Origin of the sequence: Fodinibius sp. SL11, assembly GCF_052060035.1 — a bacterium.
Classification (GTDB): domain Bacteria; phylum Bacteroidota; class Rhodothermia; order Balneolales; family Balneolaceae; genus Fodinibius.
Genome location: NZ_JBPOEA010000002.1, coordinates 441970 through 460536 on the forward strand (window position 1 = coordinate 441970; position 18567 = coordinate 460536).

Below are 18567 nucleotides of genomic sequence, written 5' to 3' on the forward strand. Positions count from 1 at the left end.
AGCGAATATTCGCTTGGAAATTATATTCGTTTTTATGAAATTGATTTGTACTGAGAACATTTAATAAAACAAAAAAATAAACGGAGAGATTTATGCAGATAACGAAAGAGCAGAAGGGAGCGGTGACGAAAGGGTTTACGAAATTGGGAAAGGGTATTGAAATCAATTCGGAAGCTTATACCAATAAAGCGGAACAAATTCTGACTGAAGAATTGGTGGAGTTATTAGTGGATTTGCATCATCGATTGCAACCAGAAAGGCAGTCCCTATTACGAGATCGAGAAAAACGTCAGCTTAACTTTGATGAGGGAAGAGTACCAGATTACCTCAATAACGATAATGAGGCCGTTACCGGTGATTGGAAAGTATCCTCTTTACCTGATGATCTTAAGAAACGAAGAGTTGAAATTACTGGTCCGGTCAATTCGGCTAAGATGGTCATCAATATGCTCAGCCGAAATGATGATGTTCGGGCTGATATGGCAATGCTTGATTTTGAAGATTCGATGAAGCCCAGCTGGCAAAATGTAGTGGATGGATTTCATAATGTAATCGGCGCGGCAAGGGGAGACCTGCGTTTTGAACAGGTAGGTAAAAACGGAAAGCCGTCTAAAGTGTATGAACTTGATGCCGCGGACATGCCGGGCGTGATGGTGCGCTGTAGAGGGTTACATCTGGATGAAGAAAACATCAGGGTGGATGGTGAGCCGATATCGGCAGGATTGTTTGATCTGGCCGTAAACTTTTTCCATACAGCACAGCTGCTGGTTGATCGAGGACGAACCCCAAAGTATTACGTTCCCAAATGTGAATCGTACCAAGAGGCACGCTGGTGGAATACGCTATTCGGGATGTTGGAAGATAAGCTGGGATTTGAAACCGGTACCTTACGGGCTACTTTTCTGATCGAAACGCTTACCGCTGCTTTTCAAATCGAGGAGATCCTCTATGAAATTCGTGAGCATGCCGCGGGATTAAATGTGGGCCGCTGGGATAAGATTTTCAGTGACATCAAAGTGCTTCGATATCACAAAGATCGGGTAATGCCCGACCGTAGCACCATCGACATGAGCAAGCCGTGGATGGATCAGTATGCCAAACGATTAATCAAAATTTGTCACAGTCGTGGGGTAATGGCTATTGGCGGGATGTCGGCCTTTACGCCGGGCAAGAATCCAAAGTTGCGAAAAGAACAAACGGAAAAAGTACTTGCAGACAAAAAGAATGAGCACGATATCGGCCACGACGGCTGCTGGATTTCGCATCCCTATTTTATCACCTCAGCACTTGAATGTTTCCCCGAAGAAAATCAATTGGACAGAACCTTGCCTAATCAGGATAAATATCCCGAACTGTTGCCGCAGGGTGGAGGAGATGTAACGGAAGCCGGATTACGAACTAACATCCGCGTGGGTATTGCTTACATGCAGGGATGGAATCAGGATATCGGTTGTGTGGCCTGGGATGATTTGATGGAGGATCTTGCAACGCTGGAAATTTCGCGGGCACAAATTTGGCAATGGATACATCACAAGGTAATTATGAAAGACGGAAGAGTGGTTACCCGTGCACTTGTAGATAAGATGTTCGATGAAGAGCTCAACAAAATATTGGATGAAGTTGAAGAGGCCATGAAAGGACAGTCAGCGTCGGCCATCCAAAAAGTAAAAAAGCAGTTTTCTCAGGCTCGGGAAGATGTGGGAGCTGTTTTTTTATTAGAAAATCTGCCGAACTTTTTTAACGAGGCGCTCAAAGAGGCCAATATTAATCATTAATGAGGGATAATATGAATACTAAGCAATTACAAAACGAATGGAATAATAATCCACGATGGAAAGGAATTAAGCGTAACTATACTGCTGAAGAAGTGCTAAACCTGCGTGGATCAGTAGTGATTCGACATACATTGGCCGAAATAGGGTCACAAAGACTATGGAGGCTACTACATGAGGAAGAATTGGTTCGTGCATTGGGAGCCTTGACGGGAAATCAGGCAATGCAGCAGGTGAAAGCCGGCTTAAAAGCTATTTACCTAAGCGGTTGGCAAGTGGCAGCTGATGCTAACTTAGCTGGAAACATGTACCCTGATCAAAGTTTATACCCGGCCAACAGTGTCCCTGAAATAGTGCGTAAAATCAATCAAACGCTATTAAGAGCTGATCAAATCCATCATTTAGAGAAAGATAAGTCTACGCACTGGCTTGCACCTATTGTGGCTGATGCTGAAGCCGGATTTGGCGGCGTACTTAATGCCTTTGAACTGATGAAAGCGATGATTGAAGCGGGGGCCGCCGGCGTTCATTTCGAAGATCAGTTAGCGTCGGAAAAAAAATGCGGCCATTTGGGTGGAAAAGTGCTGGTTCCCACATCGCAGTTCATTAAAACATTAACAGCTGCTCGGCTGGCGGCTGATGTGCTGGATGTGCCTACGCTTATTATTGCCCGAACCGATGCTGATGCAGCTCAGCTATTGACGAGCGATATTGATCCTTATGACCATAAGTTTATGACTGGAGAAAGGTCGGCCGAGGGATATTATTATGTAAAAAATGGCTTAGATCAGGCGATTGCTCGGGGATTGGCGTATGCTCCTTATGCCGACTTAGTGTGGTGTGAAACGTCAACGCCCGATCTGGAGGAAGCACGCATATTTGCCGATGCTATTCACGAAAAGTATCCCGGTAAACTATTGGCTTACAATTGTTCGCCTTCGTTTAACTGGAAAAAGAATCTCACCGATGCAGAGATTGCAACTTTTCAGCGCGAATTAGCTGCTATGGGCTATAAATTCCAGTTTGTAACGCTGGCCGGCTTCCATTCGCTTAATCACAGCATGTTCAATTTGGCTCGTCAATATCGTGATGAAGGTATGGCTGCTTATTCATTGCTACAGGAAGCTGAATTTTCCGACGAGCAAAATGGATATACGGCGACCAAACACCAACGAGAAGTGGGAACTGGCTATTTTGATGCAGTCAAAAAATCGATTGACGGTGAACAGAGTTCGACGCTTGCACTTAGTGGATCAACAGAAGAAGCGCAGTTTGTGTAAGAATAAATAAACCCTGTCAGGTGTTGGAACCCTGACAGGGATAATTACCCTCTATTTCTCAAATACTTAGGAAAATTCTTATTCTCTAAACTGGGATATGCTCCATCAAAAATTACTATAAGCTATTTGAAGAAATAAGATTAAATTTCTGATTAGAAAACCTCTCTATTAGTGTTGCCCCTCTTATTTGTAAAAATTACTTCACGGATTTACATCTGAAAGTTGGAGTTGAAGAGCACATTTTATCCCTCTTCAATCAATTTTAAAAAGACTCCACAGCTGGAAGCCCTTACTACTTTTTATGCAATTCTTTTGGGAGCTAAAACAAGCTTTCTTGGACTTTTAAATACAGTTTTAAAGCCTGTAAAGATGTTGGAATAAGTTACTGAGATTCGTTATAGTCAAAATGTTCTATGTAGTCCCAATTAAATTTAATTGTTATGAAATTTAAACTATCCTCGGTTCTACTCATCTTTTTGCTCTTTAGTACAAGTTTATTTGCACAGGAAGATGCTTCAATAATCGAAGAAACCAATTACGATGCGTTAGAATTTAGAAATATTGGTCCGGCATTATTTTCAGGTCGAATAGCAGATGTTGCTATTCATCCGAATGATGATAAAACCTGGTATGTAGCGGTTGGATCTGGTGGCGTCTGGAAAACAACCAATGACGGCGTTACCTGGGATCCCATTTTTGACGGCCAATCATCCTTTTCTATTGGCAGTGTTTCCATTGATCCTAATAATCCGAGTACTGTTTGGGTAGGAACTGGGGAAAATGTCGGTGGCCGGCATGTTGGTTATGGTGATGGTATATATAAGAGTACAGATGCCGGAAAAACATGGCAAAATATGGGCCTCAAAGAATCCGAGCATATTTCAAGGATTATCGTTCACCCAGAAAATTCCAATATAATCTGGGTAGCTGCTCAAGGTCCTCTCTGGGATAAAGGCGGGCAACGTGGTTTGTATAAGTCAACCGATGGCGGCGAAACCTGGGAGAAGAAATTGGGTGGCAATGAATGGACGGGTGTTACCGATATTGAAATTGATCCCCGTAATCCTGACCGTATGTATGCTGCTACATGGCAGCGTCAACGCATCGTACCCATATATGTAGGAGGTGGAGTTGGTTCTGGTATTCATAAGTCAACCGATGGTGGCGAAACCTGGAAAGAGATAAAAAATGGGATTCCCGATAATGTTGGGAAAATCGGCATGGATATCTCCCCACAACAACCGGATATTCTTTATGCAGCCATTGAGTTAAATCGTACAAAAGGTGGCGTTTATAAATCTGAAGACCGTGGTGAATCATGGAGAAAAATGTCTGATGCGGTTGGCGGGGGAACCGGTCCGCACTATTACCAAGAACTTTATGCCTCACCCCATCAGTTCGGCACGCTTTATTTGATGGATGTAGAAGCACAGATCTCTACAGACCACGGTGATAATTTTGAAGAGATGGACAATGAAAATAAACACGTGGATAACCATGCATTGGCGTTTAAGAAAAATGAACCTGAATACTTGTTGATGGGCTCTGATGGTGGACTTTATGAAAGTAATGATTTGGGCAAAAATTGGAACATGGTGCGCAACTTGCCGATTACTCAATTCCACAAAATTGCTGTTGATGATGCCGAACCATTCTATAATGTATACGGTGGTACACAGGATAATGGATCACAGATGGGACCATCTCGTACCGATAAAGAAAGAGGCATTGCAAACCGTGACTGGAAAAAAACGCTTGGAGCCGATGGACACGATGCAGCAACTGAACCCGGAAATCCTAATATTTTCTATGGAGAATACCAGCAGGGTGTACTTCATCGTGTAGATAAGCAAACGGGCGATGCCGTGCTTATTCAGCCCCAGTCTGGGGAAGGAGAAAATTACCAACGATTTAATTGGGACTCTCCAATTGAAATAAGTCCTCACAATCCCACTAAGTTACTTTTTGCGTCCCACAAGGTTTGGATTTCAGAAGACCGTGGTAATAGCTGGACTGCCATATCCGGCGATCTTACCAAAGGGGATGAAGAACGTATAACCTTTCCCATAATGGGTAAGCAGAGAAGTTGGGATAATGCCTGGGATGTTAATGCGATGTCGGACTATAACACAATTACCTCACTCGCAGAGTCACCACAGCAAGAAGGCTTAATTTATGCTGGAACTGATGACGGACTTATTCAAGTAACCAATAATGGCGGTGAAAGCTGGCGAAAAGTGGTACTGGGTGACATTGAAGGAGTTCCAGAAACCGCTTTTGTTAACGATATTAAGGCCGACCTTTTTGAAACCAATACTGTTTACGCGGCACTGGATAATCACAAGTATGGAGATCTTGCTCCCTATATCATAAAAAGTACCGACCAGGGTAAGAGTTGGGAGCTCATTAGTGAGGACCTGCCGGACAGACACGTTGTTTGGCGATTGGTTCAGGATGATGTCAAAGAAGAACTAATGTTTGCAGCTACAGAATTTGGTGTGTTCTTTACTGTCGATGGTGGGCAGGAATGGGTAAAACTTAATGGAGGAATGCCGACCATAGCCATACGTGATATGGTTATTCAGCGACAGAAAGATGATCTTGTGGCCGGATCATTCGGACGTGGAATTTTTATTCTCGATGATTATACACCACTGAGGCAGGTTAGTTCTGAGATGCTGAATCAAGAGGTAAAATTATTTCAACCACGTAATGCCTATTGGTATCGTCCTGATGAAGAGGTTGAAAATCTTGGAGCTAACTTTTTTGCCGCAGAAAATCCACCGTTTGGAGCTAACTTTACATATTATCTAAAAGATGATCTTCAGTCTATTAAAGAAAAACGTCAAGCCAGAGAAGCTGAACTCGGTGAAAATGAAGACGTACCATTCCCGGGCTGGGATCGTCTTGAGGATGAAATGCGAGAAGAAGGACCCAGTATCGTTCTTACCATAAGAGATGTTGATGGCAATGTAGTCCGAAAAGTTGAAGGACCTACTTCTTCAGGTTTTCATCGTGTAAATTGGGATCTGAGGTATCCTTCCAAGGATGTTGTCGATGTTGAAGAACAAGGAGGTTGGTACAGTGGTGGATTTATGGCTACTCCCGGTACTTATACTGCTACTTTATCGGAAAAAGTTGCTGGAGAAGTGACACAGTTATCAGAACCCGTGGAGTTTGAGGTAACACATCTTCACGAGGGTACTTTGGAGCGAGCTTCCAATAAGACGATCAGCGAATTTCGGAAAGAGTTGGAGGCTTTCCAACAGGATTTGTCGCAAACGTCCAACAAACTTGAAAAACAGATAAATCAAGTAAAGGCTATGCAAAAAGCACTTTCCAGAGCACCAAAAGAGAACACAGCTCTGGTTAAAAAATTGCATGATGCCCGTACACAACTTCTTACTATTCAGGAAGATATGGAAGGAAGCGAAGCCAAAGCAGAAATTGGAGAACGCAATAAGAAACCCACTCCCGGATCACGGTTGTACATTGGGTATAGTGCGTTATCATCTACTTATGGACCGACACCGATGCATGTGCAAACGATAGAAGCTGGAAAAGCCGAATTGGACAAAATTAAAACAGATTTAAATCAGTTCGTCGAAAATGTGATGCCAGAGCTTAAAGAATCACTTGAAGCAGTGGATGCACCTCCAATTAAAGAATAACTTTAAATAAAACCATTTAAAAGGAGCGCTTTCTAAGCGCTCCTTTTTTTATTTTAATACTACGAAATTGGCAAAGTTCAAAAATTTGATAGGGCACTTATCACAGCTATTACTCAAATTTATACGTTACCGAAACGTTTGCCGAAACACTTACAGATTGATCAAATTCTAACAGATTCCCATCAGCAGCTTTGCTTGCAGTCATTTCCATCATTGGCCGTGGCGGACGACTGCTGTATGAGTAGTTGATATTTTTGATGCCGGAGATTGTTAAACCCGTTTCTTGTGCAATGATTTCCGCTTTTTCGCGAGCCAGCTTTAATGCTTTTTTCAGGGCTTTATCTTCTCCCTGTTTCGATTCGCTGGACATAAAGTTACCGCTGAATTGGTCAAAATTATTTTCAATAAGTGTTATCTGTATTTGCTCGTAGATGTCAAAATTATCCAGCGTCAAAATAACGTTTTGACGTGTTTTGATGCGTTTCTCTTCCTTATTACCATACGAATTGTTATAGGTTTTATTGATGGAGATAGGTTCAAAATTGAGATCTTCATCTTTTATGTCATACTTTTTTAGTTGCCGGATCAATACCTTTTCTCGTTCCTTATGAAGATCATATGCCTCTTGGGGAGTATCACCTTCAGCATTCAGGTTAATTTGAAATGCAATCTTATCAGCAGGAACCATCACTTCTGCACCAGCATTGATGGATATTTCATTTTGGGCTTGTGCGGTTGCTGTAAAAATGAATAGCGAAAGAAAAAGGGTTAGAGCTCTCATAGAATAATTGGTTTATTTGGGTTTGGCTCTTACTTACACAACACAGATTGTAGTTTTTTGTACGATATATTGGCACCACAAACGACAATTACAGTGGATTGATCGGAAAATTGCTCGGGATATTTAAGAACACTGGCAATGGCTACACCTGCCGAACCCTCCACTAACTTACTGTGGTGGTTAATCATAGAACGAATGGCGGAGGCGATTTCGTCTTCAGAAATTAAAATAAAATCGTCCACGAGTTTTTGGCACAGATCAAAAGTGATCGAATCGCGTTCAAATCCCCCGGCCGATCCGTCGGAAAGTGTTGGCTTGGATTTTATTTCCCGATATTCTCCAGCGCGTACACTCATACTCATTTCAGGGGAGTTTTCAGGTTGGCATCCGATAATATTCGTTTCTGGTGAATATTTGGCAATATAGCTGCCAATACCTGAAATGAGTCCGCCGCCCCCGACTGTTGCCAGGATATTACCAGGATTGGACAACTCATCTAAAATCTCAATGCCAATAGTACCCTGGCCGGCAATAATCTGAGTATCATTGTAAGGAGAAATATAGATCCATCCATTTTCCTCCGCTGTTTTTCGAGCGAAGATTTCAGTGTCATAGGGATCATCTCCGTGGAATTCGACTTCTACATCATAAGCCTTAATTGATTCTACTTTTGATGTAACCGCATTGTGGGGCAAAAATACCTTCCCCTTGATGTCCAGAAGGTTGCAGGCTCGTGCAAAACCCAACCCATGGTTTCCCGTGGATGCAGTTACCGGCAATGCTTGTAAACCTTGTTCCTGAATCCATCTAAGCTTGTTGAGACTGCCGCGTGCTTTGAAGGAGCCGGTAACTTGTTCACTTTCCAGCTTCAGGTAAACATCCCCCCTACAGTGGTTACTTAACCAGTTAGAGTAAAGCAGTGGTGTACGATAAACATCATTTTGAACACGTTTATAAGCCTGTTCAACTTCTTTAAATAAATTCATCCAAGATCCCACCAGTTTTTAATTTGTAAATTTTAAGTAGGCAATCCTTCCATCTCCATAATTTTAAGTGCATTGGTAGAAGGGCAGGGGCCGGGCTTTAATTTGTATTCAAAGCTCATTTTGTTGCCTTCTATAGTTTCTGAAAAATGCCAGTTGCTGAGTTCCGGTATCGATTCCTCGAGTTGGGCCAGTTCCAGGTCGTGGGTTGAGACCAGTCCCACGCCATTTTTCCCAGCAACATTTTTGAGAAACGCTTCGCTTCCCTGCAGCCGTTCCCTGTTGTTGGTGCCGCGGTAGATCTCATCCACCATAAAAAAGACCGGAGTATCGTGGTTATCATTGAGAAGTTCGAGTAAGCCCCGCAGGCGTTTAACTTCAGCATAAAAATGGGAAAGCCCGTCGTCCAGTGAATCGGTAACATTGATACTGCTGTAAATCCGAAACGGAATAGTGTGAAGGGTGGATGCGTTGACCGGTGCTCCGGCAAAGCAAAGGGAAAGATTAATCCCCATGGTGCGCAAGAAAGTACTTTTTCCGGCCATGTTGGAGCCGGTAATAAGTAGAATATCACCTTTGGAATCAATGGAGATATCATTAGTTACTTTCTCATCGTGGGGGATGAGTGGATGTCCCAGATCTTTGGCTGCAAAAGGTGTTGAGGATTGTTCAGCTGGCAAAGAAAAATGATACTGTGGATTTAACCATGCAAAATTAGCCATCGAGCAAAAAGCCTCAAGTTGATAAAAATGGGTGAGCCACTCATCGAGTTTAGGAGACAGTTCTTTTTTGTACGTACTTAGTTTTTGGGCAAAGTACAGATCCCAAGGCACTAAAAAGTTAAGCAATACCCAGATAACCTCACTCTGCTGTGATGAGGCGGCTCCTGCAATACGGATAATGCCTTTCACATATTTAGAGGGCGAATAGTCGCTGCTCCAATAGGGTTTACAGAATGATTTTAATGTTTGTTTAGATTGGTAATTGTAATTCTCTAAAAAGTGTAATACGGGATTAAATCGACTGAGCTGCTTTTCAATTTGATGCGATTCGTTGTAAAGCCCCGATATCTTTTCACTGTTGAAATTATAGATTACCAGATAAGCCACAAAGCTGATTATGACATATGGCGCAATAATTCCCATCAGGTAGAGAACAAGAAGCAGAATATTGAGCACAGAAAGCCCCCCCAAAATCGATAGTGGAAGCGTATAGTTCACCACTTTTGAGTCCCGCAGATAGTCAAGAAGCTCGTCCAGGTTCCAGTCGCTATCCAATTCCTGTTTACCGTTGAGCTCTGCCAACAGATGCAATTTATCCCGGAACTGTGGCATTGAAGTGAGTTCCTTGACGATTGCCTGCCGTTCTTTTATTTCCTGGGTCTTGGGTTCGCGAGTTAGCAAATAATGGGACAACTTATCTGTACTTCCCTGATAGGTCGAAGTGTCCATCAGTTGCAGCAGTGAATGTTTGCCGATAATATCCAGATCGTTGGCAAAGGGATGGTCTTGATAATTGGAACTGGGACCACGCTCCGGTATCTCTTGCCAGTTTAATTGTTGACGGGCAAGGTGGGTTTCCCGTATTGATTTCCAGATTTCAAACTCTTCCTTCGACTCGTCTATCTTTTTATGGATGCGGACCAAACGACTAAATCCAAATAGAAAAAGTGCCAGTGTGGCCCAGAAGAGCCATTCCGGGCCCCAGCTTCCGGCCACATATACGAGGCCAAGGCCGCCCACAAAACCAAAGAGGCGACTCATGGAAAGCTTACCACTTAGCTGGTCAAGTGATTCAATTTTATTTTTTAGACGCCGGACTTGATTGCTGAGACTGTTTTTTAGAGACTTTTGGGAATAAGACTTCATACACAAAGTTATTGAGATAAAATACTATGCCGAAGGATAGAGAATGCAACGTAAAGATGCAGACAGAAATTAAGAGATTAATTTATAATTGGCGGAGGAGAATATTTTTTATAAATTCAAATAAAGGATAAAAAGATCTTTTATTCTTGTTAGGTGATATATCAAAACAACAAACCCATTAAAGTTATGACTATTATACAAAAATTAGGCACTATAACGTTGCTGACGGTAATTGCAATGGCACTTATTTCGTGTGGAAACACACAGGAAGAATCAAAGACAACAACTGAAAATCGGACAGCATCTGCATCAACGACAGGACAAGCTGGGGTAGTGGATGATGAATCAAAAGCACACATCTTACGAATTGCAAAAGAGTCGCCGGACCATACCATTTTGACGAAAGCGATAGAAGCAGCAGGAATCCAAAATGTACTGGTTAATCCCGGTCCATTGACAGTTTTTGCTCCCACTGATGAAGCTTTTGAAGCATTGCCCGAAGGTACGCTTGATGATTTAATGAAGCCCGAGAACAAAACGAAGTTAGCTAAAATTTTAACTTCACATGCTTCTCCCGCTTCGCTAAGCAAAGATCAGCTGGCAAAAGGGATGAACGTATATCTTGCTACAGGTCATTACGTGCAGTCAGAAGTGAAAGATGGTGATGTGTATGTTAACGGAGCCAAAATATTGGGTTCTGTTGATGCTTCGAACGGTGAAGTTCACGTGGTTGACAAGGTGTTCTTAGTAGCTAATTAAAAAGAAATTGTTAGACGATGATCGATAAAGTTCGGTAGCCTTTGAGTTGCCGGGCTTTATCTTTTTGGCTTTTACATTATATAGTGAAATAAAAAAGGCTCCGATCAGATTGCAACTAAGCAATTCTGATCGGAGCCTCTTTCATTAAAAACACTTGAGAGATACTGAGCCGTTTTATTTGGCAGCCAGTTTCTCCAGGGTATTAACAAGCTTGTTTACCTTAGTCGTTTGGCTGGAGTTATTTGCCTCACCGTCGAGGTCATTTGCCAGAGATGTTAAGATATCTGACTTATTTGAGCCTGAAGCATTTTCAGCGCTGGCAATTTGTGTTCTGGCATTGTTGATCTGCCTCATCGTTAGCCCTTGGCTACGTTCCAACTGATCAACATAGGCTTTTGCAAGAGCAAAGGTAGCCGGCCAATCGTATTTCGGTTGCCCCTGTGGATTGAGCTGCTCAAAAGTAACAGTATTGGCAGCTTCGATCTCATTCTTTGTCAAGTAGGGGCTGGCTTTCAACTCAAAAATATCAAGGCCGCGAGCAATTTCGGAGTTTACAATAACGCCATTATACCAGTATACCGACCAGCTTCCGCCCATCTGCATGCGAGTAGAATCAACAGGACCACGATCGTGGTATGCAATCTCAACAGGATTATTGGGATCAGTCCAATCGAAAACAGAAATACCGCCTTGATACCATGATTGAACCATAATGTCACGATCAGGTACCGGAATGAGTGAACCGTTGTGGGCTACACAATTCTCCTGAGCGGTTTGTGGTGCAGGCATCTTAAAGTAGCTCTGGAAGTCCATCTTGTTATCATCACTGATCGTAAAAATGGCATTTGCGCCCCATTCCATAGGATCTTTTTCGCGACACTTGGGTTGACCGCCGCCGCCCCATTCATCTGTAAATAGGACTTTGTCCCCTTCATTATTGAAAGTGGCAGAGTGCCAGTAGGCAAAATTTGAATCTGCAACAGCATCAACGCGCTTGGGATTAGCAGGATCTTTAATATCTAAAAGAAGGCCATATCCTTCACAAGCTCCGCCGGCTAATCCAATTTCAGGATAGAGTGTAATATCGTGACATTGATTGGGTCCGCGATTAGCCATGAGTTCTTCGTCACCATCATTGTCGTTACCGCCAAAGCGTTCTTCGATCATCTTGCCAATGTTTTCACGGAGAGTAGCACTGTCTTGTGCAGTGGGTTGCCCTTCGCCGCCGCGTTGTTTAACAACTTGAGCAAGCATCTGTTGAACGTAGCGATCGGGAATAATGCGTTGTTGACCAAATATTTCTGCTACAAAAGCTCCCTCTTCTTTGGCCTTTTCAATCTGTTCTTTATCAGCAGGCGACATTCCGTGAGTAGGGGCTTCCGTAAGATTTTCAAAAATGCGTGGAGAGTTAACAATCTTGGCATTTTCGGGATTATCCAATGGAACCTGAATGACTTCGATTCGGAATAATGCCGAGTTAGGATCTTTGGATGGAGGGGCATCAGAACAACCGGGTAATTCTTCATTAGGTCGCACGGGTGCAGATCCGGAAACGTAAACATAGACGTTTTCATCATCCTGCGGATCGTCTAACACGGAATGCGTGTGTGAGCCGCGGCAGGTTTGAACGTTAGAAACGTATTTGGGATTTTCGATATCACTGATATCAAAAATACGAATTCCGCGCAGTCGTTCGTCACTTGCTTTCTTATTAACCCCTTCGGTACCGCAATCGAGTCGGCCGCCGAGTCCTTCACCGGAGACAAATAGTAGATCACCATAGACCGATACATCACTTTGAGATGCTGGGCAGAGAAAGTCAACAACAAGATTTGGATTGGCCGGATTGGATAAATCCCAAACCATAAATCCGTTGTAATTACCCTGGAAGGCATAGTTTCCTTTAAAGGCCAAATCAGAGTTGGTTACCCCAACAAAATCTTCGGGTGGTGGAGTGGTGGAAAGCATATCGAGATTCCAGATGGCCTCTTCGGCATCAAATAGTCCTGCTTTAAGTCCAATGCGTGGGTCTGGGCTGGGTGGGGTTACTTCATCAAGTGACTTGATATTTGATGAAGTGGTAACTTGTTCTTGCTGATTGTCTGTTACCGAGGATGAGGAAGAGCAGGCATAAGTGCCGAATAGAGCTACTACAAATAATAGCCCAATCCAGCCCTTATTTGCTCCGGCTAATCCGGTAGCAGAATGCATGCGATTGTAAAATGAGTTCATAAAGATAGTTTTAGGTTAAAAGTAAAGCGTTGTTAATATGTTATCCTGTTGTGGTAATCTGATTCAGCATTTGCTTCATACGTTCAATTTCGGTGCGTTGATCGACCTGAATATCTGAGGCTAATCGAAACGCCTCGTTGTCTTCGGCTGCGCCGTCCTTATTAAATAGATTTTCGACCATATAAACGGCGCCCGAGTGATGCTCAATCATATATGTAAGGAAAAGTTCATCAAAATCAGCCCCTTTGGCGTTTGCTAATTCTTCGAGCTGTTGATCTGATAGTACCCCCCGCATTTTTTTATACATGGTATACGGTTTTCCGTTGAGTTCTATCATGAGGTTTAGCCCTTCAATTTCAATCTCAGGTACGGGCTGTTCCCGATCGCGTAGCCACTGTTGCATGGATGCAATTTCATCTTGCTGGGCATTAATAATGCGTGAAGCAAGCCGTTGTATTTCGGGGCTGGCACCATTTTTTGGTGCTAAACGCGACATGATGAGAGCCTGAGCATGATGGGCTATCATTCCCGTCATAAACTTTACATCGGCTTGTGTGAATTCAGACCGAGAATTTTCGATCCGATTCCAGTAGAGTTCTTCAAGCTCTGATTTATCAGTTGATTTGGGTGAAGATTCTGTTGCTGTTTTTTCGGTATGTTGACAAGCCACTGTTCCTGTTACAACAAGAAAGGCCACGAATAATTTTAAAACTTTCAAACCGTTGAGTCCTTTTAAATTTATGAAAAAGAATGTCCTAATTTTTTTATAGCACTATAGTGAATAATGATCATCATTATAATTGCAAAATTGCAAAAATACTAATGGGATTATTTTAAAAAATGAAAATTAATTCAATTTGATAATGGTAATCAGGGTGATTCATTTCCAGCTCATTGCTTACATTATTCTCTTAATCAAAAAGTGTTAGACGCAGTACTTTTATTTAGGTTTCAAAAGATAGCAATTACAGAATCAATTAATGTAAGAGAAATAAAAACCCTCGAGATAGAACGGAGTTAAAAGGGGACAGGTAGCATTTAGGATTTCAGCATAGCTGAATAAATCCAGCTACAGTGAGGGAAATTATCTTTTTGTAATGTCAACAATGCGAATGATAGGACCTACCATTCTGTAACTTACGCTATTTTCTTCTACATTTGCAGCAATAGTAACCTCAAGTCCTTCTCTTTGATATTCAGAAGGAAGATTTGTGGGTTCATAAGTCTCATCCTCGGTTTGAATAGCCCAAAACCCGCCTTCAATTTCCAGATAAGTTACTATCCCTTCAAAATGCAGATCGGCATCCGGGGTGGATTTCACATTGTTGCATTGAGTAATTGTCAATGCTATAAAAAAAACGAACAGTAGACTTTTTATCTGCTGCATGCCAAGAAATTGATTGCTGATTCTTTTAAAATTCTAACAAAGAATCATCCATTTATCAAGATTAGTATGATTATCTGATGATAAATGAAATAAAAAAGGAAAATAAATAATGCAGGCCAGAATTTTCACAAATTCCAGCCTGCATTAAATATTGATAAACGGAGATAATTAATCCGCTTGAAGTCCTCTGCGATTCAACAGATGTTTAACCTCTGGTTCTTGTCCGCGATACTCTTTGTAGAGTTCCATCGCTTCGTTGCTGCCGCCCTGAGAAAGGATATATTCTCGGAATCGATTCCCATTTTCTTTTTCCAATCCACCTTCCTCTAACATGTATGCAAAGGCATCAGCGGCAAGTACTTCGCTCCAGATATAAGCGTAGTAATTGGCGGCATACCCACCAGAAAAAATATGAGCGAAATAAGGTGACTTATATCGTGGAGGTATGGTTTTCATGTCAAGATCGTATTTGGCAAGGGCTTCGTTTTCAAACGATTGCACATCTTCCGGAATATCGTCTTGCCCCAGCAGGTGCCATTCCATATCGAGCATGGTTGCTGCCAGGTATTCCTGGGTATCAAACCCTTGGTTAAAATTGCTGGCCTCGATTACTTTGTCGAGTAGTTCTTGCGGGATTTGTTCTCCTGTTTCGTAGTGTATGGCGTAATTTTCGAGCACCTCTGGCTGTATGGCCCAGTCTTCCTCAAATGTGGATGGGAACTCTACAAAATCACGTGGTACGGATGTTCCCGACTGGGATGGGTATTTAACATCCGAGAAAAGTCCGTGCACAGCATGCCCCATCTCGTGGAACATGGTTGTAACGTTATCAAAACTTATGAGTGCCGGTTCACCTTCGGCGGGAGGAGGAATGTTCATTACATTGACAATCACCGGTTTTTTATCCAACAGATGTGATTGCGATACAAATGAGTTCATCCATGCACCACCGCGTTTTGAATCACGTTCAAAATAATCAGCATAAAACAGCCCGATTTGCTCACCGTTTTCATCATATACATTAAATGTTCGTACATCGGGATGATAGACTGGAAGGTCATGTCGCTCCTCGAAGGTTATGCCAAAGAGCTTATTCATAGTGTGGAATACGCCGTCTTTTAACACCCGGTCCAGTTCAAAATAGGGACGTACTTCCGACTCATCGATATTATATTCTGCCTTGCGAACCTTCTCAGCATAATAATTCCAGTCCCAAGGTTGTACTTCGTCATCGATGCCATCTTTTCGCATCATTTCTGTAATAGCATCAGCTTCGTTTTGTGAGTTTTGAATTACCGGCGGAATAAGATCCTTGAGCATATCCAGTGCGGCATCCGGTGTTTTGGCAGTTTGAGGATCCAGTTTATAGGCAGCATAATTTTCATATCCCAGTAGGTTCGCTTTTTCGGCGCGAAGTTTGGCAAGCTCCAGAATGATGGGGCGGTTATCAATGCCGCCATTTTCTCCAATACCTCGATAGGCAGAGGCTTTCCAAACACGCTCACGAAGATCACGATTATTCAGGCTTTTCAAAATGGGCACCCGGGTGGTATTGGTGATATTGAGCATATACTTACCTTCTTTACCGGAATTTGCTGCAGCTTCTTTGGCCGCCGAGATGCGATCTTCACTGAGCCCATCCAACTTGTTTACATCATCAACTAAAACAGCCCGTTCTTTGGTGATTTTGAGGAGATTATCCTGGAATTGAGTAGTAAGGGAGGAAACGCGCTCATTTATTTCACGCATTCGCTTTTTTTCTTCTTCCGAAAGCTGCGCTCCGGCTCGGACAAACTCTCGATGCGTATCTTCAAGGAGTTTGAGGGAAGCTTCATCCAAATCAAGTTCATCGCGTTTTTCATACAGTGTTTTCACGCGATCATATAGATCAGCATTTAGCAAAATATCGTCAGAATGGGCAGCCAGCTTCGGTGCCATTTCTGATTGTATTTCCTGAATCTGATCATTGGTATGCGCAGAGGTTAAGTTATAAAAGACGGAGCTCGTTCGGCTTAACAGTTCCCCACTTTTTTCCATTGCTACAATAGTATTTTCAAATGTCGGAGGTTCTGGATTTGTAGCTATGGTCTCGATTTCTTCGAGTTCCTGCTTCATTCCCTTTTCAAATGCCGGACGATAGTGTTCAACTTTAATAGCATCAAAGTTGGGCGCTTCGTAGGGAAGAGAACTTGCAGAAAATAGGGGATTATTGTTCATGGAATCTGTTTCACTGTTGGATTGATCGCAGGAAGACAGCAATAAGCTGAAAGCCAGCGATAGAATTAAAATCTGAATAATTTTCATCGTACAAGAAATTAATTAAAGTGGTTTGGTCTTGAGTCAGTTAAATATAAAGAAATTTGTACCATCTGAAATCATAAACACAAAAGAAAAAGTGACTACTGTTCCCCGGATATTCTTTTAGTTTTCGCATCCGTCATTCGGGGGCATTTTTTTATAAATAAAAGGTGAAAACGTGCTACGGTTACAATTGTTATAACAAGTAAAAGAAGGAATAAATCAACTATCGGTTGGGGCAAAAATAAAGCTTCGCTATTTGCCGGCAGGGGGCTGTAAGATTCTATCGGGATTTTCTATGCATTCCCGAGTAGTAGTGACTAAGGTTAAAATGGATGCAACAAATCCTCTTGTGATTATGGACAAAATCTAAAAACCTTGAATCGACAACAGGGAATATGTGTCGGACTTTTTCATAGTCTGAATATTTCACTAAACATTTGCCCCTCTTCTTAATAGAGCTGGAATTATATGAATATCTCTTGGGTCGTGCATTGCTACAATGTTGGATGGTGATACTCTTGCATGGTTGCAATAGCGGGTAGGTAGGATCCTGAGATATCGATTTTAAAGAGCTTAAACAGCGATAATATTATAAATACAGGGTGGCCTGATTCTTGTAATTACTATTAATAGAACTCATTGTTAAACACTAAACCACCATCAAAAATGTAATGAGTTTATAGAATTTGAGCTGAGGATTTTAGGCTCTAAAATAAACAGGAGGTTGTTATGTATTCAGATATGAAAAATCCCAAATATGATCTCAGAACCTATTACAAATTGTTTTGGGAAACAGGTGTTATAATATCACTCCTGATATTTATTGGGCTGACAAAAGTAGATTTAAATACTGAAAAAACTGAGCTGACATATAAAGGAGAGCAAGAGGTTGTTAAAATGGAAGAGGTGGTACAAACACAACAGGAAGAACGTCCGCCAAGTCCACCAAGACCCCAGGTACCGGTTCAGGTTCCTAACAGTGAAATTATCGAAGATGTAGAAATTAACATTGATGCGGAAATTGATATGGAAGAGGCTTTGGATATGCCACCGCCTCCTCAGGAAGAAGAGGTTGAAGAGGAACAAGAAGAGGATTTCTTTGTTTCGGTAGAAAAAATGCCAAAAATGAAAACCTCTATGGCGGAACTTCAGAAGAAAATTGTATATCCTGACAAGGCTCAAAAAGCCGGTATTGAAGGACGGGTTATTGTACAGTTTGTTGTAAATGAGAAGGGAGAAGTAGAAGATCCAAGAGTGATTCGCGGTATTGGAGGAGGATGTGATGAAGAAGCAGTACGTGTGGTAAAATTAGCAAAGTTCGAACCCGGAGAACAACGAGGCGTTCCGGTGCGCGTGCAGTACACGCTTCCTATTATGTTTATGCTTCGCAAATAATCTCCTGTATTAATTCCTCAGAAATAAATTACAGTAACAATATAACAGCACAATTATATGTGCAGTGGTTTTTATCGCTGTTGACCTGGCAAAGTTTAAGAGATTTTTTAACCGGTTGGCTTAAACATCCGCGGACCA

12 protein-coding genes are annotated in these 18567 nt (G+C 42.1%); 5 read left to right on the forward strand and 7 right to left on the reverse strand.

The window, feature by feature from the left end; translation table 11 throughout:
• Nucleotides 1-92: 92 nt before the first annotated feature.
• From ACQ76V_RS05070 to ACQ76V_RS05080, 3 genes are all read left to right on the forward strand, one after another.
• The gene (locus ACQ76V_RS05070) at nt 93-1775 is read left to right on the forward strand and encodes a malate synthase (protein WP_440999390.1); all 1683 of its coding nucleotides are present in this window, start codon (nt 93-95) and stop codon (nt 1773-1775) included.
• 11 nt (nt 1776-1786) lie between these two features.
• Nucleotides 1787-3052, forward strand: coding sequence for an isocitrate lyase (gene aceA / locus ACQ76V_RS05075; protein WP_440999391.1), 1266 nt, complete (start codon nt 1787-1789; stop codon nt 3050-3052).
• Nucleotides 3053-3492: 440 nt separating this feature from the next.
• Entirely contained in the window at nt 3493-6723 is a 3231-nt protein-coding gene (locus ACQ76V_RS05080) for a VPS10 domain-containing protein (RefSeq protein ID WP_440999392.1), read from the forward strand.
• 109 nt (nt 6724-6832) lie between these two features.
• Here the strand turns inward: ACQ76V_RS05080 and ACQ76V_RS05085 are convergent, their stop codons facing one another.
• Genes ACQ76V_RS05085 through ACQ76V_RS05095 form a run of 3 tightly spaced genes read right to left on the reverse strand, consistent with a single transcriptional unit; the run spans nt 6833 to nt 10355 of the window.
• Complete coding sequence (locus tag ACQ76V_RS05085; RefSeq protein WP_440999393.1) at nt 6833-7504, reverse strand: SIMPL domain-containing protein; 672 nt, start codon at nt 7502-7504, stop codon at nt 6833-6835.
• A gap of 29 nt (nt 7505-7533) precedes the next feature.
• Nucleotides 7534-8490, reverse strand: a complete 957-nt coding sequence (locus ACQ76V_RS05090; protein WP_440999394.1) for a threonine/serine dehydratase — start codon at nt 8488-8490, stop codon at nt 7534-7536.
• A 32-nt stretch (nt 8491-8522) separates the two neighbouring features.
• The gene (locus ACQ76V_RS05095; RefSeq protein ID WP_440999395.1) at nt 8523-10355 is read right to left on the reverse strand and encodes a MutS family DNA mismatch repair protein; all 1833 of its coding nucleotides are present in this window, start codon (nt 10353-10355) and stop codon (nt 8523-8525) included.
• 186 nt (nt 10356-10541) lie between these two features.
• Here ACQ76V_RS05095 and ACQ76V_RS05100 point away from each other — a divergent pair, with 186 nt between their 5' ends.
• Nucleotides 10542-11114 (forward strand): fasciclin domain-containing protein, encoded by a 573-nt coding sequence (locus ACQ76V_RS05100; protein ID WP_440999396.1) that lies wholly within the window; start codon nt 10542-10544, stop codon nt 11112-11114.
• A gap of 174 nt (nt 11115-11288) precedes the next feature.
• Here ACQ76V_RS05100 and ACQ76V_RS05105 read toward each other — a convergent pair whose 3' ends face one another.
• From ACQ76V_RS05105 to ACQ76V_RS05120, 4 genes are all read right to left on the reverse strand, one after another.
• Entirely contained in the window at nt 11289-13346 is a 2058-nt protein-coding gene (locus ACQ76V_RS05105; protein WP_440999397.1) for an LVIVD repeat-containing protein, read from the reverse strand.
• Between the two features lie 40 nt (nt 13347-13386).
• Entirely contained in the window at nt 13387-14064 is a 678-nt protein-coding gene (locus tag ACQ76V_RS05110; protein WP_440999398.1) for a DUF305 domain-containing protein, read from the reverse strand.
• A 366-nt stretch (nt 14065-14430) separates the two neighbouring features.
• Complete coding sequence (locus tag ACQ76V_RS05115; protein WP_440999399.1) at nt 14431-14733, reverse strand: hypothetical protein; 303 nt, start codon at nt 14731-14733, stop codon at nt 14431-14433.
• A 168-nt stretch (nt 14734-14901) separates the two neighbouring features.
• On the reverse strand, nt 14902-17037 hold the full coding sequence (locus ACQ76V_RS05120; RefSeq protein ID WP_440999400.1) for a M3 family metallopeptidase: 2136 nt from the start codon (nt 17035-17037) through the stop codon (nt 14902-14904).
• Between the two features lie 726 nt (nt 17038-17763).
• Between ACQ76V_RS05120 and ACQ76V_RS05125 the strand changes: the two genes are divergently transcribed.
• On the forward strand, nt 17764-18429 hold the full coding sequence (locus tag ACQ76V_RS05125; protein WP_440999401.1) for an energy transducer TonB: 666 nt from the start codon (nt 17764-17766) through the stop codon (nt 18427-18429).
• Nucleotides 18430-18567 lie beyond the last annotated feature (138 nt).

Excerpts from the sequence above, each read along its gene's own strand:
- ACQ76V_RS05070 (WP_440999390.1), top strand. The coding sequence starts at position 93 with ATGCAGATAACGAAAGAGCAGAAGGGAGCGGTGACGAAAGGGTTTACG.
- aceA (WP_440999391.1), top strand. The coding sequence starts at position 1,787 with ATGAATACTAAGCAATTACAAAACGAATGGAATAATAATCCACGATGG.
- ACQ76V_RS05080 (WP_440999392.1), top strand. The coding sequence starts at position 3,493 with ATGAAATTTAAACTATCCTCGGTTCTACTCATCTTTTTGCTCTTTAGT.
- ACQ76V_RS05085 (WP_440999393.1), bottom strand. The coding sequence starts at position 7,504 with ATGAGAGCTCTAACCCTTTTTCTTTCGCTATTCATTTTTACAGCAACC.
- ACQ76V_RS05090 (WP_440999394.1), bottom strand. The coding sequence starts at position 8,490 with ATGAATTTATTTAAAGAAGTTGAACAGGCTTATAAACGTGTTCAAAAT.
- ACQ76V_RS05095 (WP_440999395.1), bottom strand. The coding sequence starts at position 10,355 with ATGAAGTCTTATTCCCAAAAGTCTCTAAAAAACAGTCTCAGCAATCAA.
- ACQ76V_RS05100 (WP_440999396.1), top strand. The coding sequence starts at position 10,542 with ATGACTATTATACAAAAATTAGGCACTATAACGTTGCTGACGGTAATT.
- ACQ76V_RS05105 (WP_440999397.1), bottom strand. The coding sequence starts at position 13,346 with ATGAACTCATTTTACAATCGCATGCATTCTGCTACCGGATTAGCCGGA.
- ACQ76V_RS05115 (WP_440999399.1), bottom strand. The coding sequence starts at position 14,733 with ATGCAGCAGATAAAAAGTCTACTGTTCGTTTTTTTTATAGCATTGACA.
- ACQ76V_RS05120 (WP_440999400.1), bottom strand. The coding sequence starts at position 17,037 with ATGAAAATTATTCAGATTTTAATTCTATCGCTGGCTTTCAGCTTATTG.
- ACQ76V_RS05125 (WP_440999401.1), top strand. The coding sequence starts at position 17,764 with ATGTATTCAGATATGAAAAATCCCAAATATGATCTCAGAACCTATTAC.